This is a genomic window from Sphingomonas sp. SORGH_AS_0438 (genome assembly GCF_031453475.1).
Lineage (GTDB): Bacteria > Pseudomonadota > Alphaproteobacteria > Sphingomonadales > Sphingomonadaceae > Sphingomonas.
In genome coordinates this window covers 235,226-259,785 of sequence record NZ_JAVIZS010000001.1, presented here as the reverse complement: position 1 = coordinate 259,785, position 24,560 = coordinate 235,226, and the positions used below count along the sequence as shown (strand labels likewise).

Sequence of the window (24,560 nt, the reverse complement as noted above, 5' to 3'; positions counted from 1 at the left end):
TTGTCGTGTCGGCGGACAGGCGTTAGCGGCAGGGCCATGCGCTATATCAGCACTCGCGGCACCGCGCCGATCGTCGATTTCCGGGCCGCCACGCTCGCCGGGCTCGCCGCCGATGGCGGACTTTACGTGCCCGAGACCTGGCCGACGCTCGACCGCGATTCGATCGCGGCGCTCGCCGGCCTTTCCTATGCGGAGACGGCGGCACGGGTGATGGCGCCGTTCGTCGGCGATGCGCTGGGCGCGGACGACCTCCGCGCGCTGTGCGAGACCGCCTATGGCCGCTTCTCGCACGCGGCGGTGACGCCGCTGGTCCAGCTCGACCATGACCAGTGGCTGCTGGAGCTGTTCCACGGGCCGACCCTGGCGTTCAAGGACGTGGCGCTGCAACTGCTCGGCCTGTTCTTCGAGCGGTTCCTGACCGGCACCGACAAGCATCTGACGATCATCGGCGCGACCAGCGGCGACACCGGGTCGGCGGCGATCGACGCGGTGGCGGGCCGCGCGGGCGTCGACATCTTCATGCTCCACCCGATGGGCCGCGTGTCGGAGGTGCAGCGGCGCCAGATGACGACGGTGCTGGCCCCCAATGTCTTCAACATCGCGATCGACGGCGATTTCGACCAGGCCCAGGCGCTGGTGAAGGCCGCCTTCGCCGACCGGGCGATGGCGGATCGCTATGCGCTGTCGGCGGTCAACTCGATCAACTGGGCGCGGCTGATGGCGCAGGTGGTCTATTATTTCTACGCCGCCGTCCGCCTCGGCGCGCCGGAACGGGCGGTCGCCTTCTCGGTGCCGACGGGCAATTTCGGCGACGTCTTCGCCGGCTATGTCGCGGCGAAGATGGGCCTGCCGGTCGCCAAGCTGGTGGTGGCGACCAATGTCAACGACATCCTCCACCGCGCCCTGTCGGCCGGCGACTATTCCAAGGCGGGCGTGCAGCAGACCGCGACGCCGTCGATGGACATCCAGGTGTCGTCCAATTTCGAACGGCTGTTGTTCGACCTGGGCGGGCGCGACGGCGCGGCGCTGGCCGCGCAGATGCAGGGCTTCGAACGGGACGGCGCGCTCCGCCTGACCAATGCGCAGCGCGAGGGCGCGGCGGCGCTGTTCACCAGCGAGCGGGTCGATGCCGACGAGATGACGATGGCGATGCGCTGGGCGTCGGAGGCGGCCGGCCAGGTGATCGATCCGCACACCGCGATCGGCCTGGCCGCCGCGCGTCGCGTCGCGACGGCGGTCGATGCGCCGATGGTGACGCTCGCCACCGCGCATCCGGCGAAGTTCGGCGATGCGGTGGAGCGGGCGGTCGGCAGCCGGCCGACGCTGCCGGCGCGGGTCGGCGACCTGTTCGATCGCGAGGAACGCTATACCAGCCTGCCCGCCGACCTTTCGACCATCGCCGGCTTCATCGCCGAACACGCCACGCCGTCCGCATGATGCTCGGCACGCTGATCGGGGAGCCCTGGGCCGATTACGGACTGGTCGATAGCGGCCATGGCCGCAAGCTGGAACGCTATGGCCGCTTCCGCTTTGTCCGGCCCGAGCCGCAGGCCATGTGGGCGCCGGCCAAGCCCGACTGGACGTTCGACGGCGAGTTCGTGCCCGGCTCCGACGAGGAGGGCGGCGGCCGCTGGCAGTTCAACCAGCCGGTGCCGCGCGACGGCTGGGGCATGCGCTGGGACGATGTGCGGTTCACCGCGCAGACCACCCCCTTCCGCCATCTCGGCTTCTTCCCGGACATGGCGCCGGTGTGGAGCTGGATGCGCGAGCGGCTGGACGGGCTGGAAACGCCCGACTGCATGAACCTGTTCGGCTATACCGGCGTCGGCACGCTGTCGCTGGCGAGCAAGGGCGCGCGGATGGTGCATGTCGATGCCTCCAAGAAATCGGTGGAGGCGGCGCGCGCCAATGCCGCGCTGTCCGGGCTGGACGCCGCGCCGGTGCGCTGGATCATCGACGACGCCGCCAAGTTCACCGCACGCGAGGTGCGGCGCGGCCGGCGCTATGACGGCATCCTGCTCGACCCGCCCAAATATGGCCGCGGGCCGGAGGGCGAGATTTGGCGGCTGGAGGAGGATCTGCCGCGCCTGATCGCCGATTGCCGCCAGTTGCTGGACGAGAATTCGCGCTTCCTGTTCCTCACCGTCTATGCGGTGCGGATGTCGGCGCTGGCGATCGGCGAGATGCTGCGCCAGCTCTTCGCCGACCTGCCCGGCACGGTCGAGGCGGGTGAGCTGGGCGTGCGCGAGGAGGCGCGCGGGCTGACGCTGCCGACCGCGATCTGGGCGCGCTGGTCCCGCTGAGCGCGTGGCGGCTGGCCCTGACCGATAGCAGCGGCTAGGGTCGCGCGCATGAGCCAGTCGACCACCGCCACCGCTTCGCAATCCGGAACCAGCCTGCTGCCCGATGGCGGCGTCGGCGTCATCACCACCGTCCATCTGGTGCTGATCGCCCTGGTCGCGATGGCGGCGATCGCGGTCATCCTGGTCGGGATGCGCCGCAAGCGCCAGCGGACCCTGGCCGAACGCGAGGTCGTGCATAATGCGCGCGAAGCGGGGGTGAGCGAGCGATCGGTGGAGTCGGTTGCGGAAACGCCGCTTGCCCCGCCGCCGCCGCCGCCGCCGCCGCCGCCGCCGCCGCCGCCGGCCGCGCCTGCCGTGTCACCCCCGGCCGCCCCGGTGCCGGCGCCTCAGCCCGTCGCCCGGCCCGTGCCGGTCGAAGCCGAACAGCCGGCCGCGACCGATCCGCTCGCCGACGAACCCATCGCCGCCGCCGCGCCGCTGGCGGCCAGCCCGGCGACCATCGCGCCGGCACCGGTGCCCGCCACGCCAGAGCCGGCCACGCCCGAGCCGATCGCCGACCCCGCTCCCAATCCCACCGACGCCCCGGTCTCGCTGCTCAAGGGCCTGGGCCCCAAGCTGGTCGCGCGGCTGGGCGAACTGGGCATCGCCACGGTCGGCCAGATGGCGGCCCTGGACGAGGATGCCGCTACCCGGCTCGATGCGCAGCTCGGCCCCTTTTCCGGCCGCATGACCCGCGACCGCTGGATCGAGCAGGCACGCTTCCTGGCGGCGGGCGACATTGCCGGGTTCGAGGCGGTGTTCGGGAAGCTGTAGGTCCGAAACCCACCCGGCCTGTGCCGGGGTGGATCAAGGGCGCGGCAATAACGCGCCAAGGAAAGAGCCGGTCCGCCGCTTATCCACCGGCCGCCAGCGCCCGGTACGTCGCCCGCAGCGCCACCTTGTCGATCTTCTCCGTCCCCAGCCGGGGCAGCGGCGCATCGACCAGCCAGAGCCGCGCCGGCACCTTGAAGGCGGCGATATGCTCGCCCAGAAAGGCCTGCAAGGCGGCGGCCTCGACTCCCGCCTCCGCATGGACGACCGCCGCCGGCACCTCGCCCAGCCGCTCGTCGGCCAGGCCGAACACCGCCGCCTCGCGCACCGCCGGATGGGCATAGAGCGCCGCCTCCACCTCCAGGCAGCTGATATTCTCGCCGCCGCGGATGATGATGTCCTTCTTGCGGTCGACGATGAACAGGTAATCGTCCGCGTCCAGATAGCCGATATCGCCGGTGCGGAAGAAGCCGTCGGCGGTGATCGCTGCCGCCGTCGCCGCCGGGTTGTTCCAATATTCGCGGAAATTGGCGACCGAGCGGATCGCCACTTCGCCGCGTTCGCCCTGCGGCACCGGTCGCCCCGCATCGTCCAGGATCGCGAGCTCGATCAGCGGCGCGGAGGCCCGGCCGGCCGAGTCGGGCTTGGCGAGATAGTTGCTGCGCCAATTGGCGGTGCCGGCGGCATTGGTCTCGGTCAGGCCATAGCCAATCAGCGGCGCGGAGCCGCCCAGTTCGGCGTCCATGCGGCGGACATGCTCGGCCGGGCGCGGCGCGCCCCCCGCCGCGAAGTCGGTGACGGTCGACAGGTCGAACGCCGCCCGGTCAGGATGGTTGAGGATCTCGTAGCTCATCAGCGGAACGCCGACGAAATAGGTCACCTGCTCCCGCTCGATCAGCCGCATCGCCTCGCGCGCGTCCCATTTGGGCAGCAATACCAGCTTGCGCCCCATGGCGAAGCTTTGCAGCAGCACCGGCACCATCGCGGTGATGTGGAACAGGGGCAGCGTCAGCATCGTCGCGGGCGGCAGCGTCGGCGCCGTGCCGTCCTCGGTTGAAAGCCCCAGCACCATCAGCGCTTGCGCCAGGAAGTTAAGCGTCGCCTGCAACACCGATCCGTGATCGGCCAGCGCCCCCTTGGACCGGCCGGTCGAGCCGGAGGTGAACAGGATCGTCGCCGCATCGTCCGGCCCCAGCTCGGGCAGCACGCCCTCCCCGCCCATCAGCGGCGCGGCGGCCTGTGGAAGCGGCAGGCGGTCGTCGACCCGCACCACCGGCACGGCCAGCCCCTCGATCGCCGCCAGCCGGTCGGCGCGCGGTCCGTCCGCCACCACCAGCGCGCAGCCGACATCGCCCAGCGCCGAGGCCAGCTCCTCCGCCTGCCACCAGCCATTGAGCAACGTCGCGACCCCGCCGGCCATCAGCACGCCCATATAGGTCGCGATCCAGACGGGCGAGTTGCGCGCGGCGATGCCGACCCGGTCGCCCCGGCCGATCCCGCGCGCGACCAGCGAGCGGGCGATGCCCGCCGCCACGCCGTACACCTCGCCGAAGGTCAGCCGCTCCTCGCCCGCGACCAGGAAACAGGTGTCGCGATGCGCCTGGCCGTAATGTGCGAAGTAATGGGCGAGCGAGGGCGGCGCGACGGCGAAGGCCGGCAGGGTGACGCCATGTCGCGCCACCTGCGTCAGCGGCAAGGGACCATCCGGCCCCGTCACCCGCGCCATGGTCGCGTCCATCCGACGATCCAGCTCGCTCCGCATCCGTCTCTCCGCTTGGTCTTGTTGCCTGCCGTCACTATGGAGGCGACAAGTCAGAGGGAAAAGCCTTGATAGAGTTCCTTGCGGCCGCCGCCGGCCATATCCGCTTCGAAGATCTCGGGCTGCACCCGGACGTGTTCAGCATCGGCTTCTTCACGCTGCGCTGGTACAGCCTGGCCTATATCGCCGGCATCCTGATCGGCTGGTGGGCGATGCTCCGGATGCTCGACCAGCCGGGCGCGCCGATGGCGCGGCGTCATGCCGACGACCTGGTCTTCTATGCGACCCTGGGCATCATCCTGGGCGGGCGGCTGGGCTACGTGACCTTCTACGCGCCGGAGATGTTCCTGCATCCGCTGCGCATCCTGCGGCTGTGGGACGGCGGCATGTCCTTCCATGGCGGCGCGATCGGCACCATGGTCGGGATCATCCTGTTCGCGCGCAAGAACAAGCTCAACTGGCTGCGCATCCACGACTATGTCGCCTGCGTGGTGCCGTTCGGACTGTTCTTCGGCCGGCTCGCCAATTTCGTGAACGGCGAACTCTGGGGCAAGCCGGCGGACGTGCCCTGGGCGATCGTCTTCCCGCACACCGTCCCCTATGGCATGATCGATCCCGCCCGCCATCCCAGCCAGCTCTACGAGGCGGCGCTGGAAGGCCTGTTGCTGCTGGCGGTCATGAGCTTCGCCTTCTGGCGGACCAAGGCGCGCTATGATCCGGGCAAATTGGTCGGCCTGTTCCTGGTCGGCTATGGCTGCGCCCGCTTCGTCGTCGAGTTCTTCCGCGAGCCGGACAGCCAGCTGCGCGCCTTTGCCGAGCATACCGGCCTGCACATGGGCCAGTGGCTGTGCGTGCCGATGATCGTCGGGGGAATCTATCTGATGGCGACGGCGGCGAAGCGGCGGGTGCGGGTCGAGCCGACCTGGGGCACCGAGAGCGTCGCCTGAACCAATGACCGACACGCTGCCCGATCCCGCCGAGCCGGCCCTGCCCGAGCGACTGGCGCGCGCCATCGCGCTCGCCGGCCCGATCTCGCTCGCCCAGTTCATGGGCGCGGCCAACGCCCATTATTATGCGACGCGCGACCCGCTGGGCGCGGCGGGCGACTTCGTCACCGCGCCCGAGATCAGCCAGATGTTCGGCGAACTGGTCGGCCTGTGGTGCGCGGACCTGTGGGACCGCGCCGGCCGGCCCGACTGCCATTGGGTCGAGCTGGGGCCCGGACGCGGCACGCTCGCCGCCGATGCCCGGCGCGCGATGGCGCGGGCCGGTTTCACCCCGGCCGTGCATTTCGTCGAGACCAGCCCGGTGCTGCGCGCCGCGCAGGCCGAGCGCGTGGCGGAGGCGAGCTTCCACGATTCGGTCGAGACGCTGCCGAGCGAGGGCGCGCTGATCGTCGTCGCCAACGAATTCTTCGACGCGCTGCCGATCCGCCAGCTGGTCAAGCGCGACCAGTGGCACGAGCGGCTGATCGCCTGCCAGGACACGCTGTTCCTGCCCATTACGGGCAAGCCGGTGCCTGAGACGGTGATCCCGGAATCGCTGCGCGACGCGGCCACCGGCGCGATCCTGGAGGTCGCCCCCGCCGCGATCGGCGTGATGCGGACGCTGGGCCGGCGCATCGTCGCACAGGGCGGCGCGCTGCTCGCGATCGACTACGGCTATGAGGGGCCCGCGCTGGGCGAGACGTTGCAGGCGGTGAAGCGCCACGGCTTCGCCAATCCATATGACGCGCCGGGCGAGCACGACCTGACCGCGCATGTCGATTTCACCACGCTGGCGGCGGCGGGCCAGACGGTGGGCCTCGCCGCCTGGGGACCGGTCGAGCAGGCCGAATGGCTGGTGAAGCTGGGCATCGACTCGCGCGCCGCCGCACTCGCCCGCCATGCCCCCGACCGGGCGGAGGCGATCGCCGCCGACCGGATGCGGCTGGTCAATGGCATGGGCGCGCTGTTCAAGGTGCTGGCGCTGACCGCTCGCGACTGGCCCGAACCGGCCGCCTTCGGATGACCGCCATGTCGTATCGCGATGCCATCCCGGCCGACGCGCCGGCGATCCGGACGCTGTTCGCCGACAGCTTCACCAGGACGTTCGGGCATCTCTACGCCCCCGCCGACCTGGCGGCGTTCCTCGCCCCGATGACGGTCGAGGCCTGGCAGGCGGAAATCGCCGATCCCGCCTATGCCTTCCGCCTGGCGGAGGCGGACGGGGTGCTGGCCGGCTTCGTCAAGCTCGGCCCCGCGACCTTCCCGGTCGAGCGTAGCGGCCCCGCGATCGAGCTTCGCCAATTCTATGTCGATGCCGCCTATCACGGCAGCGGCATCGCGCCGGTGCTGATGGACTGGGCGCTGGCCACCGCACGGGCGCGCGGCGCGGTCGAGATGTTCCTGTCGGTCTATGTCGACAACGCACGCGCGCGGCGCTTCTACACGCGCTACGGATTCGAGCGGATCGGGCGCTACACCTTCATGGTCGGCGATCATGCCGATGAGGATGACATCATGCGGCTGACGCTGTGACGGAGGCGGTGGACACGATCCGCAGCGGCGTGCTCGACGGCGTGCCCCATGCGTTCCTCGGCCGGCGCGGCGGCGTGTCGACCGGGGTGACGGCGGGCCTGGACCTGGGCCGGCGCGGACAGGCCGAGATTCCGCCCGAACTGGCCGAGAACCGCGCCCGGGCAGTGGCGGCGGTGCTGCCGGGGGCGACGCTCCAGACGCTGTATCAGGTCCATTCGGCCGATGTGGTGACGATCCATTCGCCCTTCGCCGATGACGACCGCCCCCATGCCGACGGCATGGCGACGCGGCGGCCGGGGCTGTTGCTCGGCATCCTGACCGCCGATTGCGCGCCGGTGCTGCTCGCCGATGTGCAGGCCGGCGTGGTCGGCGCCGCCCATGCCGGTTGGAAGGGCGCGCTGGCCGGCGTGACCGATGCGACGATCGAGGCGATGGAGTCGCTGGGCGCGGACCGCCAGCGCATCACCGCCGCGATCGGCCCCTGCATCGCGCGGCGCAGCTATGAGGTGGACGACGCCTTCCTCGCCCGCTTCGCCGAAATCGATCCGGCGAACGAACGCTTTTTCGCGTCGGGCCGGGCGGGGCATCATCGCTTCGACCTGGAGGCCTATGTCGCGCACCGGCTGATCGCGGCGGGCCTGCGGCGGATCGATGCGCTGGGACTCGACACCTATGCGGACGAGGCGCGCTTCTACTCCTATCGCCGCGCGACGCATCGGGGCGAGGCGGATTATGGACGGCAGATTGCCTTGATCGGGGTCGGCTGACCGTTTCGCCTCCCGTTTCTCCACGCCTCGACAGGGACCTGCCGTCCGCCTTCACCGCGTCGCGGCTCGGCGTGAGCCCGTCTCTTCCCGCCCAAGATCGTTTCCAATGAGACTTTCTCCGGCGTACAAGGACCGACGGAAGAGGAGAATCACATGCCGATGGACGAGACCGAAGCCGACATGACCGGCGTCGACGCGAACCGCTCGCCGATCACCGAACCCGCCCGGATCGGCGACCGCAAGCTGAAGCCGTCGACGCTGATGATGGGCCATGGCTATGACCCGTCGCTGTCGGAAGGATCGCTGAAGCCGCCGATCTTCCTGACCTCGACCTTCGTCTTCCCCAATGCCGCCGCCGGCAAGCGCCATTTCGAGGGCGTGACCGGCAAGCGGCCGGGCGGCGCGGAGGGGCTGGTCTATTCGCGCTTCAACGGCCCGAACCAGGAGATCCTGGAGGACCGGCTGGCGATCTGGGAAGAGGCGGAGGACGCGCTCGCCTTCTCCTCCGGCATGGCGGCGATCGCGACGCTGTTCCTGTCGATGGTCAAGCCCGGCGACACGATCGTTCATAGCGGCCCGCTCTATGCCGCAACCGAGACGCTGATCGGCCGCATCCTGGGCAAGTTCGGGGTCAAGTGGCTCGATTTCCCGGCGGGCGCGACGCGGGCGGAGATCGACCGTGTCCTGGCGGAAGCCGCGACCGGTAATGTCGCGCTCATCTATCTGGAAAGCCCGGCGAACCCGACCAATGCGCTGGTCGATGTCGAGGCGGTGGTGGCCAGCCGCGACGCGATCTTCGCCGACGCCGCCGACAAGCCGCCGATCGCGATCGACAACACCTTCCTGGGGCCGCTCTGGCACCAGCCGCTGCGCCACGGCGCGGACATCGTCGTCTATTCGCTGACCAAATATGCCGGCGGGCATAGCGACCTGGTCGCGGGCGGCGTGCTGGGCAAGAAGGCACAGATCGATGTGATCCGGTCGATGCGCAACACGATCGGCACGATCTGCGACCCCAACACCGCCTGGATGCTGCTCCGCTCGCTGGAGACACTGGAACTGCGCATGAGCCGGGCGGGCGAGAATGCTGCCAAGGTCTGTGCCTTCCTACGCCAGCACCCCAAGGTCGAGCGGATGGGCTATCTGGGGTTCATCGAGGATGCGCGCCAGAAGGACATTTACGACCGCCACTGCACCGGAGCCGGCTCGACCTTCTCGCTGCTGGTCAAGGGCGGCGAGGCGGAGGCGTTCCGCTTCCTCGACGCGCTGCGCATCGCCAAGCTGGCGGTGTCGCTGGGCGGCACCGAGACGCTGGCCAGCCATCCGGCGGCGATGACGCATCTGTCGGTGCCCGACGCGCGCAAGCAGGCGCTGGGGATCACCGACAATCTGGTCCGCATCTCGATCGGGGTCGAGGATGCGGACGATCTGATCGCGGATTTCGACCAGGCCCTGGCGGCGATCTGATCGCACGCGAAGCCGCGAAGATACGGGGGAGGTCGGCCTGCGACGCAGCCGGCCTCCCCTATCTGGATTGGCTTCCGTGCTCCTGCGAAGGCAGGAGCCTGGAGGCAGGTCAAATAACGCCTGATGGCGCATGTGGCCCTGGGCTCCTGCCTTCGCAGGAGCACAGCGGCTGACATCGAAGCGTGTCCTCCCGAACGAACGCCGCGCCTCCCCACGTTCCCCATCGTCCTTCGCGGCATCGCGCGTCCATGCGAACCCATTCTGCCCCTTGCCCCGCCCGGCGATGGTCGCGATGTAGGGGCGCATGACCATGCATGCCTTCATCGCCGGCCTGCCCAAGGCGGAGCTTCACCTCCATATCGAGGGGAGCCTGGAGCCCGAACTGATGTTCGCGCTGGCCCGGCGCAACAATATCGCCATCCCCTTCGACTCGGTGGAAGCGGTGCGGGCCGCCTATAGCTTCACCCGGCTCCAGGATTTTCTCGACATCTATTACCAGGGTGCGAACGTCCTGATCCACCAGCAGGATTTCCACGACCTCGCCGCCGCCTATTTCGACCGGGTGGCGCGGGACGGCGTCGTCCATGCCGAGATCATGTTCGATCCGCAGACCCATACCGCGCGCGGCATCGCCTTCGACACGGTCATCGGCGGCCTGCTCTCGGCGATGGAGGAAGCGGAGGCGAAGCATGGCATCACCTCGCGCCTGATCATGAGCTTCCTGCGCCATCTGGACGAGGACGACGCCTTCGCCACGCTCGACATGGCGCGTCCCTGGCTCGACCGGATCGAGGCGGTGGGGCTCGATTCCTCGGAACTCGGCCACCCGCCGGAGAAGTTCGCCCGCGTCTTCGCCGCCGCCCGCGCCCTGGGCCTGAAGAGCGTCGCCCATGCCGGGGAGGAAGGGCCGCCCGACTATGTCGTCCAGGCGCTCGACCTGCTCGACATAGACCGGCTCGACCATGGCAATCGCAGCCTGGAGGATGCCGCGCTGACCGCCCGCCTCGCCCGCACCGCGATGACGCTGACCGTCTGCCCGCTGTCCAACCTGAAGCTGTGCGTGGTCGACACGATGGACGACCATCCGATCGATCGGATGCTGCGCGAGGGGCTGCGCGCGACGATCAACTCGGACGATCCGGCCTATTTCGGCGGCTATGTCGCCGATAACTACATCGCCGCCGCCGAGGCGCGTTCGCTGTCCCGCGACGATCTGGTGCGGCTGGCGCGCAACAGCTTCCTCGGCAGCTTCCTGCCCGACGATGCGGTCGCCGGCCATCTCGCCCGGCTCGACGCCTATGCGGCGGAGGTACGCTGATGCCGGTGTTCACGCCCATTTCGCAGGACCAGTTCGTCACGGATATCCGCACGCTGGCGGCGGCACTGACCGGGGACGTCTGGCGGCCGACCTATCTGATCGGCATCGGCCGCGGCGGGCTGGTCCCGGCGGTCTATCTGAGCCATGCGACCGGCCTGCCGACCCTGTCCTGCGACCTGTCGGCGCAGGTGCCCGACTTCGCCGACGAAGTGCTGGTGAAGCTGGCCGCACGGACGCGGAACGGCGAGCGGCTGCTGTTCATCGACGACATCAATGATTCGGGCCGTACCATCGGCCGGCTGCGCCGCGCGATGGTGCAGGAAGCGGCGGCCGACGGCGCGGTGCGCTTCGCCACGTTGATCGACAATCGCGTCTCGGCCGAGCGGGTCGACTATCGCGCCCGTACCATCGACCGCACCGTCACCAAGGACTGGTACGTCTTCCCCTGGGAAGCGATGGCGCCGGACAGCGCCCATGAAGAGGACGCCGCCGCCGTACCCGACCGGATCGCCTGACCGCGCCCGTCCGATTCAGGCGGACTGGATATAGTCGCGCATCGCGGCCGCCTCCGCCTCGATCCGGTCGATACGGTATTTGACCAGGTCGCCGATCGAGACCAGGCCGACCAGCCGCCCATCCTCGACCACCGGCAGGTGGCGGATGCGGCGGCGGGTCATCAGCGACAGCGCGCCGATCACCGGCTCGGCCCGGCCGACGGTGATCGCGGGCGCGGTCATCACCGCATCGACCGGTCCGTCCAGCGCGGCGCGGTCCTGCGCAAGCAGCCGTACCACGTCGCGTTCGGACAGGATGCCGGCCACCGTCTCGCCCTCCATCACCGGCACCGCGCCGATCCGGTGGGTGGCCAGCAGCTCGACCGCCTGCGCCACGGTCGCGCCGCGCCGGATCGTCACCACCGGGACTGGATCATTGCCCAGGATCGCCGCGATCGTCATCCTCGCCTCCTCTTATATCTGCCGGGCAGCAGATCATGTTTCGCGGGCTTAGGAAAGCATGCCATGGTGGCTCATGGACGATTCCCCCAAGGGACTGGACGATCCGGATCAGGCCGCCCATGCCTGGGGCCGCTATCGCAACCTGCTCGCCTGGATGATCCTGGCCGCCGCGATCTGCGCCGCCGCCGCGATCACCGGCATGGCGCACCTCCAGGGGCCGCTGCATCTGGTGACCATGTTCGCGATCCTGGGCGGAGTCGGCGGATCGGTGGTGCTGGCCGGCGCGCTGATGGGGCTGGTGTTCCTCAGTTCCGGATCGGGCCATGACGAGGATGTGGACCGGCGGGACTGAGCCGGTGGGGAGTGCGATTCGCGTCCCTGCCGATGGTCCGCCTTCCTGACGCACCACCCCGGTGATGGCTGTCCTTTGCCAAAACCCAACGCCAATCCGGATGCGCGTCCGGCCACGCCGCTAGACCCGTCACGAAAAAAGCCGGCCCGCGGGTAGCGGACCGGCCTTTTCGGCGCATCGGCGCGTCGCGGCTTATTCGGCGGCGGCTTCCGGCGTCGCGGCGCGGATGCGACGACGACGGGGCTTGGGCACGTCCTCCGAATCATTCGCCGGCGCAATGCCGAGCGACGGGGGCAGGCGATCCGCATCGACGCCATTCGCCTCGGCGGCCGGAGCCGGCGCGTCGGCGGCAGGCGTCGTCGTCGCCTCGACCGCCGCCGCATCGCGACGCGGACGGCCACGACGACGCGGCGCGGGCGCCTCGACGGCGAGCGGCGCATCCGCCTCGATCACCGACTCGGCGCGCTGCTCCAGATTCTCGCCGGCGACCGGCGGATCGGAGCGACGCTGGCCCGCGACCTCGACCGGGGCGGCGGTCACAGCCTGCTCGGTCTCGCGCTCGGCGCGCTCCTCGCGATCCCAGCGGCGCGGGCGCTCGCCCTCGGCGCGGCGCGGCCGGTCCTGGCGGTCGCTGCGCTCGGCGCGCTCCTGGCGCTCGGGTCGGTCCTGCCGGTCCGAACGCTCGGCGCGCTCCGGACGATCGCTGCGATCCTGGCGCTCGGCGCGCTCTTCCCGGCGCGGATGCTCGCGGCCCTGATAGTCGCGCTGCGCCCCGCGCCCGTCCTGTTCGCCGGTGCGGATCGGCTCGCCCTCGTCGCCGAACTCGTCCTGATCGTCACCGTCGAAATCCTGCACCGAACGGCGCGGCTGCTGATCCTCGAACCGGCCGCGCTGATCGCTCAGCACGCGGAAATAATGGTCCGCGAACTGCAGATAATATTCGGTGTTGACGCGGTCGCCCTGGCGCTGCGCATCGGAGGCCAGATTCTTGTACTTCTCGTACAGCTGGTTGGCATTGCCCCGCGCACGGCTGTCGATGCGGTTGCCATTGTCGGGGCGACCACCGCCGCCACCCTGGCGCGGGTTGTTGTTATTGTTATTACCGCCCCGGCCGCGACGACGACCGGCCTGCCGATTATTGATCAAGCTTGTTGTCCTTTGCCAAACGCAAAAACGGGCTCCTAGGCCTGTGAATGCACCCCGCCCTGCCGCGCGCCGCTCGGGCTACGCCGGGTTCGTCACCGCCACATGCGTGGCATCATGACTGGTGATGCGGGTCGCTGCCTGACAAGCCGTCGCTTGACAATCCGTCAATGGTCGCGTTCCCCATGGCCATCCATAGCGGGGGATGGCTCCACCCCACAAGCAAAATATGGGGACCGCGCCGTTCCGGTTCAAGTCGCCAGCAGGGCGCGCGGCCGGTCGCCCAGATCGCGATGCACCGCCACGGCAAAGCCTTGCGCCCGCAACAGGTCGCCGACGCTGTCCGCCTGGGTCCAGCCGATCTCGATCACCGCCGCCCCGCCGGGCGCCAGCAGCCGCCGGATCGCAGGCGCCAGCCGGCGATAATCGTCCAGCCCGTCCAGTCCGGCGAACAGCGCCTCGGCCGGTTCATGCCCCGCCACTTCCTGCGCCAATTCCTCGCCGGTGCCGATATAGGGCGGGTTGGTGACGATCAGGTCGAACGACCCGACCAGCGCCGAATCCCAGTCGCCCCGCACGAAACGCGCGCGGTCCGCGAAGGGCACGGCATTGATCCGCGCATAGGCGAGCGCATCCGCCGAACGGTCGACGCCCAGCCCCATCGCCTGCGGCCATTCGGACAGCAGCGCCAGGAGCAGCGTGCCCGGCCCCGTCCCCAGGTCGAGGATCGTCGCGGGCGGCCGGCCGGCATGATGCGCCAGCGCCGCCTCGATCAGCGTCTCGCTGTCGGCGCGCGGCACCAGCGCCCCCGGCCCCACCGCCAGGTCGAGCGTCCAGAAGCCGCGCATACCCAGGATATAGGCGACCGGCTCGTGCCGTTCCCGCCGCGCGACCAGGCCCGCGAAGCCGGGCGGCTCGGCATGGTCGTCCAGCGTCAGCAGCAACCGGTCGCGCGACAGTCCCAGCGCGTGCGCCATCAGCAGTTCAGCATCCAGCCGCGCCGTCGCCGAAAAGCCGAACCGCGCCGCCGCCGCCACGATCGCGGCGCGCGCCTCAGCCATCCAGGCTCGCCAGCCGCTCCGCCTCGTCCTCGGCGATCAGCGCGCCGAGCAGCTCGTCCATCTCGCCCTGCAGGATTTCGGGCAGGCGATGCAGCGTCAGGTTGATCCGGTGGTCGGTCACCCGCCCCTGCGGGAAATTATAGGTGCGGATCCGCTCCGACCGGTCGCCCGAGCCGACCATCGCCTTGCGCGTGCCCGACCGCTCCGCCGCCAGCCGCTCGCGCTCGGCCTCGTAGAGCCGGGTGCGCAGGACCTTCAGCGCCTTGGCCTTGTTCTTGTGCTGCGACTTCTCGTCCTGCTGGATCACCACCATGCCGGTCGGCAGATGGGTGATGCGCACCGCCGAGTCGGTGGTGTTGACCGACTGGCCGCCCGGCCCCGACGATCGATAGACGTCGATGCGCAAATCCTTGGCCTCATCGATGCGGACATCGACCTCCTCGGCCTCGGGCAGCACCGCGACGGTCGCGGCGGAGGTATGGATTCGCCCGCCCGCCTCGGTCGCGGGGACGCGCTGGACACGGTGGACGCCGCTTTCGAACTTCAGCCGCGCGAACACGCCCTGCCCCGTTACCGAGGCCACGACTTCCTTGTACCCGCCCGCATCGGACACGCTGCCCGATATCAGCTCGACCCGCCAGCCGCGCGAATCGGCATAGCGCTGGTACATGCGGAACAGGTCGCCTGCGAACAGCGCCGCCTCGTCGCCGCCGGTGCCGGCGCGGATTTCCAGCATCGCCGCGCGTTCGTCGGCGGCGTCGCGCGGCAGCAAGGCCAGGGCCAGCCGACGGTCCGCCGCCTCCAGCGCCTGGCGATTCTCGCGCAGCTCCTCCGCCGCCATCTGGCGCAGTTCGTCGTCGCTCGTATCCTCGGCCATATAGGCCAGGCTCTCGGCCTCCTGGCGCAACCGCCGCACCTCGCTCGCCGCCTGGGCAACGGGTTCCAGCTCGGCATATTCCTTCGACACCGCGACGAAACGATCGCCCGGCAGGTCGCCGGTCGCCATCTGCGCCGCCAGCTCGTCGCGCTTGGCCTCGATCTGGCGGATGCGGTCGGGGGAGATGGGGGTCATGCCCCGCCCCCAACGCCCGAACGGCGCGTCCGGCTCACCGCAAGGCCTCGGCCAGCGCGTCGAACGCCACCGCGCGCTGCGTACCGTCGGCCAGCGACTTCACCGCCGCCGCCCCGGCCGCGATCTCGTCGTCGCCGATGATGATCGCGGCGCGCGCGCCCTGCGCATCGGCCTTGGCCATGCGCTGCTTCATCTTGCCCTTATAGGCCATGTCGACCGCGAGGCCGGCGCGGCGCAGCTCGGCGAGCAGCCCCAGCGCGCGCGTCTCCGCCGCCGCGCCCATCGGCACGATCACCGCATCGATCACCGGCCGCGCCGGCTCCGCCAGCAGCATCGCCAGCCGCTCGACGCCCGCCGCCCAGCCGACGCCCGGCGTCTCCGGGCCGCCCAGCGAGCCGATCAGCCCGTCATAGCGACCGCCCGCCAGCACGGTGCCCTGCGCGCCCAGCCGGTCGGTGACGAATTCGAAGGCGGTGTGGCGGTAATAGTCCAGCCCGCGCACCAGCCGGGGATTGCGCGTCCAGGCCACGCCCGCCGCGTCCAGCCCCGCCGTCACCGCATCGAAAAAGCCGCGCGCCTCCTCGGTCAGATAGGCATCGATATCGGGCGCGGAGTCCGCCGCCGGCCGGTCGCGCGGGTCCTTGCTGTCGAGGATGCGCAGCGGGTTCTTCTCCAGCCGGGTCAGGCTGTCCTCGGACAGGTCGGCGCGGTGGCCCTCGAAATGCGCGACCAGCGCGGCGCGCCAGGCGTCGCGAGTCTCGGCATCGCCCAGCGTGTTGAGCTGGAGCGTCACGCCCTCGATCCCCAGTTCGCGCAGGAGCTGATCGGCCATGACCAGCAGCTCGACATCGGCCATCGGCTCGGCCGCGCCGATCACCTCGGCGTCGATCTGGTGGAACTGGCGATAGCGCCCCTTTTGCGGCCGCTCGTAGCGGAACACCGGGCCGGAGGTGGCGAGCTTCAGCGGCGCATATTGCTGCCACCCCTCGGTCAGGAAGGCGCGGGCAAGGCCGGCGGTGAATTCGGGCCGCAGCGTCAGCAGGTCGCCGCCGCGATCGGGGAAGGTGTACATCTCCTTCGACACCACGTCGGTGGTCTCGCCGATCGAACGCGAGAAGACCTCGGTCGCCTCGAAGATCGGGATGTCGACGCGCTGAAAGCCATAGAGCGTCTTCACCAGGTCGAAGGTGCCGAGCACCTGGGCGAAGCGGCGCTGGTCGTCGCCGAAGATGTCCTGCGTGCCGCGCACGCGGTGGGGGGTCTGGATACGGGCCATAAGAGCGCGGCTATCTAGTCGAGCGGGCGGCTTCGCGCTAGCACCGCACGCGATGACGCAAAGCAGATGGTGGGGCCTGGGACAACGCGTGGCGCCGCCGCGCTTCGTCCTGTTCGTGCTGGTGTTCGCGGGCGCCTTCGCGCTCGGCTGGTCGCGGCTCGAATTGGGGCGGGCGGTGATGGGCGCGTTCGACCTCGCCGCCTTCGTCTTCCTCCTCTCCGTCGCGACCCTGCTCGGGCATGGCGAGGCGGATCGGATGCGCGCCGCCACGCGCGAGAACGACGCCAATCGCGCGGTGCTACTGGCCATGACCGGCGTGACGATGCTGGTCATCCTGGCGGCGGTGGCGGGCGAGTTGAAGGGCAAGAACGACGCCCTCGCCATCCTGCTGGTGATCGTGACGCTGACTTTGTGCTGGCTCTTCTCCAACACCATCTACGCGCTGCATTATGCGCATCTCTTCTACATGGAGGCGGAGGACGGCGCGGGCGATGCGGGCGGGCTCAGCTTCCCGGACACGAAGACGCCCGATTACTGGGACTTCCTTTATTTCGCCTGCACGCTCGGCATGACCTTCCAGACCTCGGACGTGGCGATCGGGTCGCGGCGCATCCGGCGCGTGGTGCTGGGCCACTGCCTAGCCGCCTTCGTCTTCAATCTCGGCATCATCGCCTTTTCGATCAACGTGCTAGGCGGCGGGTGAGTCGGCCGGCGGCCAAGGCCATGACAGGGGTGGACGACTGACCTTTTCGGCCGCTAGACCCTGACCCATTCTCCATGTCGGGACCGTCCATGATCCGCAAAGCCGTCGTCGCGTCGTTGTTCCTCTCCACCTCCGCCCTCGCCCAGGTTCCCGCCGGCAATTCCGCGCCGCAGCCGGTGCCGATCGTCGATACGATCCCGGCGGCGCAGGACGTGCCCTATCCCGGCACGATCACGCTGAACGTCGACGCCACCGATACCGAGCGTGGCATCTTCACCGTGCACGAGACGATCCCCGTGTCCAAGACCGGCGACGTGGCGCTGCTCTATCCGAAGTGGCTGCCCGGCAACCACGCCCCGCGCGGCGAGATCGAGAAGGTCGCCAGCCTGGTGGTCCGCGCCAATGGCAAGGTGCTGCCCTGGACCCGCGACACGGTCGACGTCTACGCCTTCCACGTCAACGTGCCGCAGGGCACGAAGACGCTGGACGTGGATTTCCAGTTCCTGTCCGCGACCAAGGGCGACCAGGGCCGCATCGTCGCCACGCCGACGATGATCTCGCTCCAGCCCAATTCGGTCAGCCTGTATCCGGCTGGCTATTTCACCCGCCAGATCCCGATCCAGATGACGGTCAAGTTCCCGACCGGCTGGACCGCCGCCGGCGCGGTGCCGGCCAAGGCGAGCGGCTCGACCTATAGCTACGACACCACCAATTACGAGATCCTGGTCGATTCGCCGGTGCTCGCCGGCAAATATGGCAAGGTCTTCCCGCTGTCGCCCGCGCGTCGACCTGAGCGTCTTCGCCGACGATCCCAAGGAGCTGAACGCCACCCCGGCGCAGATCGACGCGCACAAGCGCCTGGTCGAACAGGCCGCCAAGACGTTCGGCGCGCAGCATTACGACAAGTACAACTTCCTGCTGTCGATCACCGACCAGCTCGGCGGCATCGGCCTGGAGCATCATCGCTCCTCCGAGAATGGCGTGCGCCCCGGCTATTTCATCGACTGGGAGAACAGCACCGCGACGCGCAACCTGCTGCCGCATGAATTCACCCATAGCTGGGACGGCAAGTTCCGGCGCGGCGCGGACTTGTGGACGCCCGACTTCCGCATGCCGATGCGCGACTCGCTACTCTGGGTCTATGAGGGGCAGACGCAATTCTGGGGCTATGTGCTTCAGGCGCGCTCGGGCATCGTCTCGAAACAGGACACGCTGGACGCCTATGCGTCGATCCTCGCCAGCTACGACAACAGCCGTGGGCGGGATTGGCGGCCGATGATCGACACCACCAACGATCCGATCATCTCCTCGCGTCGGCCCAAGGGCTGGACGAGCTGGCAGCGGTCGGAGGATTATTACAATGAAGGCCTGATGGTCTGGATGGAGGTCGATGCGATGCTCCGCCAGCAATCGGGCGGAACCAAGTCGATCGACGATTTCGCCAAGGCCTTCTTCGGCATCCGCGATGGCGACTGGGGCGAGGTGACTTACACGTTCGACGATGTCGCCGCGACGCTCAACCGCATCCAACCCTATGATTGGGCGGGATTCCTTCAGAAGCGCCTGACCGAGACGGGCCAGCCCGCGCCGATCCAGGGCTTTGCGATGAACGGCTACAAGCTGGTCTTCACGCCCGAGCCGACCAGCTATTTCAGCAAGGTCGAGAAGCTGCGCGGCACTGACACCAGCTATTCGCTGGGCCTAGTCGTCGGCAAGGACGGCAATGTCACCTCGACCATCTGGGGCTCGCCCGCCTTCAAGGCGGCGATCGATGTCGGCACCAGCATCGAGGCGGTGAACGGCCGCGCCTATAGCGGCGACGTGCTCAAGGCGGCGATCGTCGAGGCCAAGACCTCCAAGGAGCCCATCCACCTGCTGGTGAAGAATGGTGAGCGCTACCGCGATCTCGCCATCGACTATCATGGCGGCCCGCGCTACCCGCGACTCGAGAAGATCGGCAGCGGAGAGACGGGTCTCGACCGGCTGTTGACGCCGCGCTGATCCTCCAACGACCGTATTCACAGGGAAAATCCATGCGTATCGACCTGATCCCGGTGGGCAAGAACCCGCCCGACGACCTGAACGTCATCATCGAAGTGCCGACCGGTGGCGAGCCGGTGAAGTATGAGTTCGACAAGGCGTCGGGTGCGCTGTTCGTCGATCGCATCCTGCACACGCCGATGCGCTATCCGGCGAATTACGGCTTCGTGCCGCACACGCTGTCGCCGGACGGCGATCCGCTCGACGCGCTGGTCATCGCCCGCTCGCCCTTCGTGCCCGGCTGCGTCGTCCGCGCCCGGCCGATCGCGGTGCTGAACCTGGAAGACGAAGCCGGCGGTGACGAGAAGCTGGTCTGCGTGCCCGTCGACCAGGTCTTCCCCTATTACTCGAACGTCGGCGGTCGCGACGACGTGCCGGAGATCGTCTTCCAGCAGATCGAGCACTTCTTCACCCACTATAAGGACCTGGAGAAGAAGAAGTGGGTGCGCATCGGCACCTGGGGCGACGCCGAGGAAGCGCGCCGCATCGTCCGCGAGGCGATCGAGCGCTATGACGACGCCAAGGCCGCCGGCGAGGAGCCGCACGACCACGACGTTCCGGGTCGCGAGTAACGCCGTCCCGTCCGCTCCCCGGCGACCGTGCCGGGGAGCGGCTTTTGCGTGTCAGCCCGCCGCCAGCCGCCGCAACGGCTCGCCCGACAGGCGCTGCACCGTCCAATCCTCCATTCCGACCGCGCCGATCCGCCGATAGACGGCGATCGCCTCCGCATTCCAGTCGAGCACCGACCATTCGAACCGCGCGCATCCCCGCGCCACCGCGATCCCCGCCAGATGGCGGAGCAACGCACCGCCGATCCCCCGCCCCCGCGCGTCCGGCGTGACGTAAAGGTCTTCCAGATACAGGCCGCGCCGTCCGGTCCAGGTCGAGAAATTGCGGAAGAACAGCGCGAAGCCCAGCGGCTGCCCATCCTGTTCCGCGATCACCGCCTCCGCCGCCGGATGCGCGCCGAACAGCGCCTCGCTCAGCATTTCCTCGGTCGCCTCCACCGCATCGGGTTCCCGCTCGAACGCGGCGAGATCGCGGATGAAGCGCAGGATGGTCGCGGCATCGGCGGGCCGGGCGGGGCGGATCAGGGGATGGGTCATGTCTGGCTCTGTAACGTCGCGGTCGCCGCCACGTCACGCCGTCGCGCCGCGAACAGGCAGGCGGCGACGATCACCCCGGCCCCGGCCAGCGTCCAGACCGACACCCGCTCGCCGAACACGAGCCAGCCGAGCGCCGCCGCCCAGACGAAGGAGGTATATTCGCTGCTCGCCAGATAGCTCGCCGATCCGCGCGCATAGGCCCAGGCGAGCAGCAGCATCGAGATCGACCCCAACCCCGCCGCCAGCGCGATCATCGGCCACAGCGCAGCGGGCGGCGGCACCGCCAGCCATGGCGCGGCGCACCCCAGCGCCGCCAGCACCACCACCGACTGGACCAGCGCCACCTCGACCGGCCCCGCCGCCAGCGCCTGCAACCGCGCCAGGATCAGGTTGACCGCATAGAGGATCGCGGAGGCGAAGATCGCCGCCGCGCCCCACCAGGCGTCCGGTGGCGCCGCGCCCCGCGCCTGCCCAGCCAGGATCACGCCTACGCCCGCCAGCGCCGCCAGGCTGGCGATCGGCGCGCGCCAATCGATCCGCTCCTTCAGCACCAGGGCCGCGAGCAGCAGCGCCATCACCGGCGCGGTATAGCCGATCGACACCGCCAGCGTCAGCGGCACCCGGGCGATGCCCCAGAAGAACAGCAGCGCCATCCCGGTCGTGACCAGCCCGCGCGCGCCGTGCAGCCGCAGCGCCCGGCCGCTGGGCCGCCGCCGGCCGCCCAGGCTCCACAGGCCGAGGCCGATCGCGACATTGCCGAAGGAGCGCCACAGCATGGTGTTGTAGACGCCGATGGCGATGACCAGCATCTTCATCGCCGCGTCCATCACCGAGAACACACCGATGCCGAGCGCCGCAACGGCGAAGACGAACGCGGGAGCGGCCTGGGTCATGGCTGTGGCTGTAGGGTGCGGCGGTCGTGGCGGGAAGCGATTGGTTCGGGCGGACATGCGAGGATGCGAGGGGCGCGCTCTTGCCGCCCGCTTGAGGCATTCCCCGGCACCTCCCCTTTCCCCTTCCTGTTCCCCGGCGAAGGCCGGGGCCCAGGTGGAGAGGTGGTCGTAATGGAGCGCTGCGCGTCGTCACCATCGTCCCCCAACTGGGCCCCGGCCTCGCCGGGGAACAGCTGAGCGTTTGGGAAGGGCGGGGCAGCACCGCAAGAGCCCCCCTCCCCGTCCTCGCGCGGAACGCCCCCTTATCGCGCCTTCAAGGCCGCCTGCGCCGCCGCCAGTCGCGCGATCGGCACGCGGTAGGGCGAGGCGGAGACGTAATCCAGGCCGACCTGCTCGCAGAAGCCGATCGAGGCCGGGTCGCCGCCATGTTCGCCACAAATGCCCAGCTTGATGTCGGGCCGGGTCGCCCGGCCCCGCTCGGCGGCGAGGCGGACGAGTTCGCCGACCCCCTCCACGTCCAGGCTGACGAACGGGTCCTTGGGATAGATGCCCTGCTCGACATAAGCGCCCAGGAAGCGCGCCGCGTCGTCGCGGCTGACGCCCAGCGTGGTTTGGGTCAGGTCGTTGGTGCCGAAGGAGAAGAACTCGCCCGTCTCCGCGATCTCACCCGCCATCAGCGCCGCGCGCGGCAGCTCGATCATCGTGCCGACCAGATATTCGACCTCCGTCCCGCGCTCGGCGAACACGGCCTGCGCCGCGCGGTCGACCACCGCCTTCATCAGGTCCAGCTCGCGCTTGGTGGCGACCAGCGGGATCATCACCTCCGGGATCGGGGCCGCGCCGCTCTCCGCCGCGACGTCGAGCGCCGCCTCGAAGATCGCGCGCGCCTGCATCTCGTAGATTTCGGGATAGGTCACGCCCAGCCGGCAGCCGCGATGGCCGAGCATCGGGTTGAACTCGTGGAGCTCGTTGGCGCGGCGCTTGAGCGTGTCGACATCAATGCCGGCCGCCTGCGCCACCTCGGCGAACTCCGCCTCCTCATGCGGCAGGAATTCGTGCAGCGGCGGGTCGAGCAGGCGGATCGTCACCGGCAGGCCGGCCATCACCGTGAAGATCTCGGCGAAGTCGCTGCGCTGTTCGGGCAGCAGCCGGTCGAGCGCGGCGCGGCGGCCCTTCTCGTCCGAGGCCAGGATCATCTGGCGCACCGCCGTGATCCGGCCGGCGTCGAAGAACATATGCTCGGTCCGGCACAGGCCGACGCCCTCCGCACCGAACTCGCGCGCGGTCTTGCAGTCAAGCGGCGTCTCCGCATTGGCGCGGACCTTCAGCCGGCGCACCTTGTCCGCCCAGACCATCAGCGTCGCGAAGTCGCCGGCCAGTTCGGGCTGAACGGTCGCGACCTCGCCCGCCATCACCTCGCCGGTCGCGCCGTCGATGGTCAGCACGTCGCCCTCGCGGATCTCCCGCCCGCCGACGCGCATCACCTTGTCCTTGGCGGAGATGGCGATGCTGCCCGCGCCCGAGACGCAGGGGCGGCCCATGCCGCGCGCCACCACGGCGGCGTGGCTGGTCATGCCGCCGCGGGCGGTCAGGATGCCGCGCGCCGCGTGCATCCCGTGGATATCCTCCGGGCTGGTCTCGGTGCGGATCAGGATCACCGCCTCGCCGGCCGCATTGCGCTTCTCGGCGGTGTCGGCGTCGAACACCGCCTTGCCCGACGCCGCACCCGGCGACGCCGGCAGGCCCTTGGCGATCACGTCGCGCTTCGCCTGCGGGTCGAGCGTCGGATGGAGCAACTGGTCGAGCGCGGCGGGATCGACGCGCGCCACCGCTTCCTCTTCGGTGATCAGGCCTTCATTGGCCATGTCGACCGCGATCTTCAGCGCCGCCTTGGCGGTGCGCTTGCCCGAGCGGGTCTGGAGCATCCAGAGCTTGGCCTTCTCGACCGTGAACTCGATGTCCTGCATGTCGCGATAATGCGTCTCCAGCGTGTCGAAGACGCGGGCGAGTTCGCCATAGACCTCCGGCATCGCCTCTTCCATCGACAGCGGCTTGGCCCCCGCCTCCTCGCGCGCTGCGCGGGTCAGATATTGCGGCGTGCGGATGCCAGCGACGACATCCTCGCCCTGCGCGTTGATCAGGAATTCGCCATAATAGGCGCGGTCGCCCTTGGACGGATCGCGCGTGAAGGCGACGCCGGTGGCCGAGGTTTCGCCCATATTGCCGAACACCATCGCCTGCACATTGACGGCGGTGCCCCAGCTGGCGGGAATGTCGTTCAGCCGGCGATAGACCTTGGCGCGCTCCGACTGCCACGAGCCGAACACCGCGCCGACCGCGCCCCAGAGCTGGTCGTGCACGTCCTGGGGGAAATCCTTGCCCCATTGCGCGCGGACCAGCTTCTTATATTCGACGACCAGCGCCTTCAGGTCGCCGGCGCTCAGCTCGGTATCAAGCGTGAAGCCCTGATCCTCCTTGGCGATCTCCAGCGCTTCCTCGAACGCGCCGTGATCCAGTTCCAGCACGACATCGGCATACATCTGGATGAAGCGGCGATAGCTGTCCCAGGCGAAGCGCTCGTCCCCGGCGGCGCGGGCCAGCCCCTCGACCGTCTGGTCGTTGAGGCCGAGGTTCAGCACCGTGTCCATCATCCCGGGCATCGACACGCGCGCGCCCGAGCGGACCGAGACGAGCAGCGGATTGTCGTGATCGCCGAAGACCTTGCCCGTGATCCCCTCGATATGCGCGATACCCTCGGCCACCTCGTCGCGCAGCGACTGGGGGAATTGCTGCCCCTCGTCATAGTAACGCGTGCACATGGCGGTGGAGATGGTGAAGCCCGGGGGCACCGGCAGGCCGATCGAGGCCATCTCGGCCAGGTTGGCGCCCTTGCCGCCCAGCAGGTTCTTGTCCCCCGACCCGCCATCGGACACGCCGCCGCCGAAGCGATATACGTAACGGTCGTCAACAGTCGGCTTCAACGCGGTGGCCATCGTCACATCCCTCTTTGCATAC

Annotated in this window: 22 protein-coding genes and 1 pseudogene; 14 read left to right on the top strand and 9 right to left on the bottom strand. The window is 69.4% G+C overall.

The window, feature by feature from the left end:
• The first annotated feature begins 36 nt into the window (after positions 1-36).
• The 3 genes from thrC to QE452_RS01270 are packed head-to-tail and all read left to right on the top strand — an operon-like array spanning position 37 to position 3,116.
• Positions 37-1,437 (top strand): threonine synthase, encoded by a 1,401-nt coding sequence (gene thrC / locus QE452_RS01280; RefSeq protein WP_309658344.1) that lies wholly within the window; start codon positions 37-39, stop codon positions 1,435-1,437.
• Complete coding sequence (locus tag QE452_RS01275; protein ID WP_309658343.1) at positions 1,434-2,303, top strand: class I SAM-dependent methyltransferase; 870 nt, start codon at positions 1,434-1,436, stop codon at positions 2,301-2,303. Before thrC ends, QE452_RS01275 begins: the two co-directional genes overlap by 4 nt.
• A gap of 48 nt (positions 2,304-2,351) precedes the next feature.
• The gene (locus tag QE452_RS01270) at positions 2,352-3,116 is read left to right on the top strand and encodes a hypothetical protein (protein WP_309658342.1); all 765 of its coding nucleotides are present in this window, start codon (positions 2,352-2,354) and stop codon (positions 3,114-3,116) included.
• Positions 3,117-3,195: 79 nt separating this feature from the next.
• Here QE452_RS01270 and QE452_RS01265 read toward each other — a convergent pair whose 3' ends face one another.
• Positions 3,196-4,875 carry a class I adenylate-forming enzyme family protein gene (locus tag QE452_RS01265; protein WP_309658341.1) on the bottom strand — a complete coding sequence of 560 codons (1,680 nt, stop codon included), beginning with the start codon at positions 4,873-4,875 and terminating at the stop codon, positions 3,196-3,198.
• 65 nt (positions 4,876-4,940) lie between these two features.
• On the opposite strand from QE452_RS01265, the gene lgt reads away from it, so the two are divergent.
• The 7 genes from lgt (at position 4,941) to QE452_RS01230 (ending at position 11,458) form a co-directional block, all read left to right on the top strand.
• Positions 4,941-5,819: a prolipoprotein diacylglyceryl transferase gene (gene lgt / locus QE452_RS01260; protein WP_309658340.1), complete on the top strand. Its 879-nt coding sequence runs from the start codon at positions 4,941-4,943 to the stop codon at positions 5,817-5,819.
• Positions 5,820-5,823: 4 nt separating this feature from the next.
• Entirely contained in the window at positions 5,824-6,882 is a 1,059-nt protein-coding gene (locus tag QE452_RS01255) for an SAM-dependent methyltransferase (protein WP_309658339.1), read from the top strand.
• A complete protein-coding gene (locus QE452_RS01250) occupies positions 6,879-7,391 on the top strand; it encodes a GNAT family N-acetyltransferase (RefSeq protein WP_125994902.1) in 513 nt (170 codons plus the stop codon). The genes QE452_RS01255 and QE452_RS01250 overlap by 4 nt, the downstream gene beginning before the upstream one ends.
• Positions 7,388-8,158, top strand: a complete 771-nt coding sequence (gene pgeF / locus QE452_RS01245; RefSeq protein ID WP_309658338.1) for a peptidoglycan editing factor PgeF — start codon at positions 7,388-7,390, stop codon at positions 8,156-8,158. Before QE452_RS01250 ends, pgeF begins: the two co-directional genes overlap by 4 nt.
• A gap of 153 nt (positions 8,159-8,311) precedes the next feature.
• A complete protein-coding gene (locus QE452_RS01240) occupies positions 8,312-9,625 on the top strand; it encodes a cystathionine gamma-synthase family protein (RefSeq protein WP_309658337.1) in 1,314 nt (437 codons plus the stop codon).
• A gap of 304 nt (positions 9,626-9,929) precedes the next feature.
• Positions 9,930-10,943, top strand: a complete 1,014-nt coding sequence (locus tag QE452_RS01235) for an adenosine deaminase (RefSeq protein WP_309658336.1) — start codon at positions 9,930-9,932, stop codon at positions 10,941-10,943.
• Positions 10,943-11,458: a phosphoribosyltransferase family protein gene (locus QE452_RS01230; RefSeq protein ID WP_309658335.1), complete on the top strand. Its 516-nt coding sequence runs from the start codon at positions 10,943-10,945 to the stop codon at positions 11,456-11,458. The genes QE452_RS01235 and QE452_RS01230 overlap by 1 nt, the downstream gene beginning before the upstream one ends.
• 15 nt (positions 11,459-11,473) lie before the next feature.
• Here QE452_RS01230 and QE452_RS01225 read toward each other — a convergent pair whose 3' ends face one another.
• The gene (locus QE452_RS01225) at positions 11,474-11,899 is read right to left on the bottom strand and encodes a CBS domain-containing protein (RefSeq protein WP_309658334.1); all 426 of its coding nucleotides are present in this window, start codon (positions 11,897-11,899) and stop codon (positions 11,474-11,476) included.
• A 58-nt stretch (positions 11,900-11,957) separates the two neighbouring features.
• On the opposite strand from QE452_RS01225, the gene QE452_RS01220 reads away from it, so the two are divergent.
• Complete coding sequence (locus QE452_RS01220) at positions 11,958-12,251, top strand: hypothetical protein (RefSeq protein ID WP_309729479.1); 294 nt, start codon at positions 11,958-11,960, stop codon at positions 12,249-12,251.
• A gap of 192 nt (positions 12,252-12,443) precedes the next feature.
• Here QE452_RS01220 and QE452_RS01215 read toward each other — a convergent pair whose 3' ends face one another.
• From QE452_RS01215 to hisS, 4 genes are all read right to left on the bottom strand, one after another.
• Entirely contained in the window at positions 12,444-13,397 is a 954-nt protein-coding gene (locus QE452_RS01215) for a DUF4167 domain-containing protein (protein ID WP_309658332.1), read from the bottom strand.
• Between the two features lie 248 nt (positions 13,398-13,645).
• Positions 13,646-14,455, bottom strand: coding sequence for a peptide chain release factor N(5)-glutamine methyltransferase (gene prmC, locus QE452_RS01210; protein ID WP_309658331.1), 810 nt, complete (start codon positions 14,453-14,455; stop codon positions 13,646-13,648).
• On the bottom strand, positions 14,448-15,527 hold the full coding sequence (prfA, locus tag QE452_RS01205) for a peptide chain release factor 1 (protein WP_125994911.1): 1,080 nt from the start codon (positions 15,525-15,527) through the stop codon (positions 14,448-14,450). Before prfA ends, prmC begins: the two co-directional genes overlap by 8 nt.
• Before the next feature lie 34 nt (positions 15,528-15,561).
• Positions 15,562-16,803, bottom strand: a complete 1,242-nt coding sequence (gene hisS, locus QE452_RS01200) for a histidine--tRNA ligase (protein WP_309658330.1) — start codon at positions 16,801-16,803, stop codon at positions 15,562-15,564.
• Positions 16,804-16,855: 52 nt separating this feature from the next.
• Between hisS and QE452_RS01195 the strand changes: the two genes are divergently transcribed.
• From QE452_RS01195 to ppa, 3 genes and pseudogenes are all read left to right on the top strand, one after another.
• Positions 16,856-17,506, top strand: coding sequence for a DUF1345 domain-containing protein (locus QE452_RS01195; protein ID WP_309658329.1), 651 nt, complete (start codon positions 16,856-16,858; stop codon positions 17,504-17,506).
• A gap of 89 nt (positions 17,507-17,595) precedes the next feature.
• Positions 17,596-19,507, top strand: a pseudogene (locus tag QE452_RS01190) (M61 family metallopeptidase).
• Between the two features lie 32 nt (positions 19,508-19,539).
• Complete coding sequence (gene ppa / locus QE452_RS01185) at positions 19,540-20,118, top strand: inorganic diphosphatase (RefSeq protein ID WP_309658327.1); 579 nt, start codon at positions 19,540-19,542, stop codon at positions 20,116-20,118.
• A 51-nt stretch (positions 20,119-20,169) separates the two neighbouring features.
• Here the strand turns inward: ppa and QE452_RS01180 are convergent, their stop codons facing one another.
• The 3 genes from QE452_RS01180 to ppdK all read right to left on the bottom strand — a co-directional run bounded on the left by QE452_RS01180 (position 20,170) and on the right by ppdK (position 24,538).
• Entirely contained in the window at positions 20,170-20,652 is a 483-nt protein-coding gene (locus QE452_RS01180) for a GNAT family N-acetyltransferase (protein ID WP_309658326.1), read from the bottom strand.
• A complete protein-coding gene (locus QE452_RS01175; protein ID WP_309658325.1) occupies positions 20,649-21,545 on the bottom strand; it encodes a DMT family transporter in 897 nt (298 codons plus the stop codon). Before QE452_RS01175 ends, QE452_RS01180 begins: the two co-directional genes overlap by 4 nt.
• Positions 21,546-21,847: 302 nt before the next feature.
• The gene (ppdK, locus tag QE452_RS01170) at positions 21,848-24,538 is read right to left on the bottom strand and encodes a pyruvate, phosphate dikinase (RefSeq protein WP_309658324.1); all 2,691 of its coding nucleotides are present in this window, start codon (positions 24,536-24,538) and stop codon (positions 21,848-21,850) included.
• Positions 24,539-24,560 lie beyond the last annotated feature (22 nt).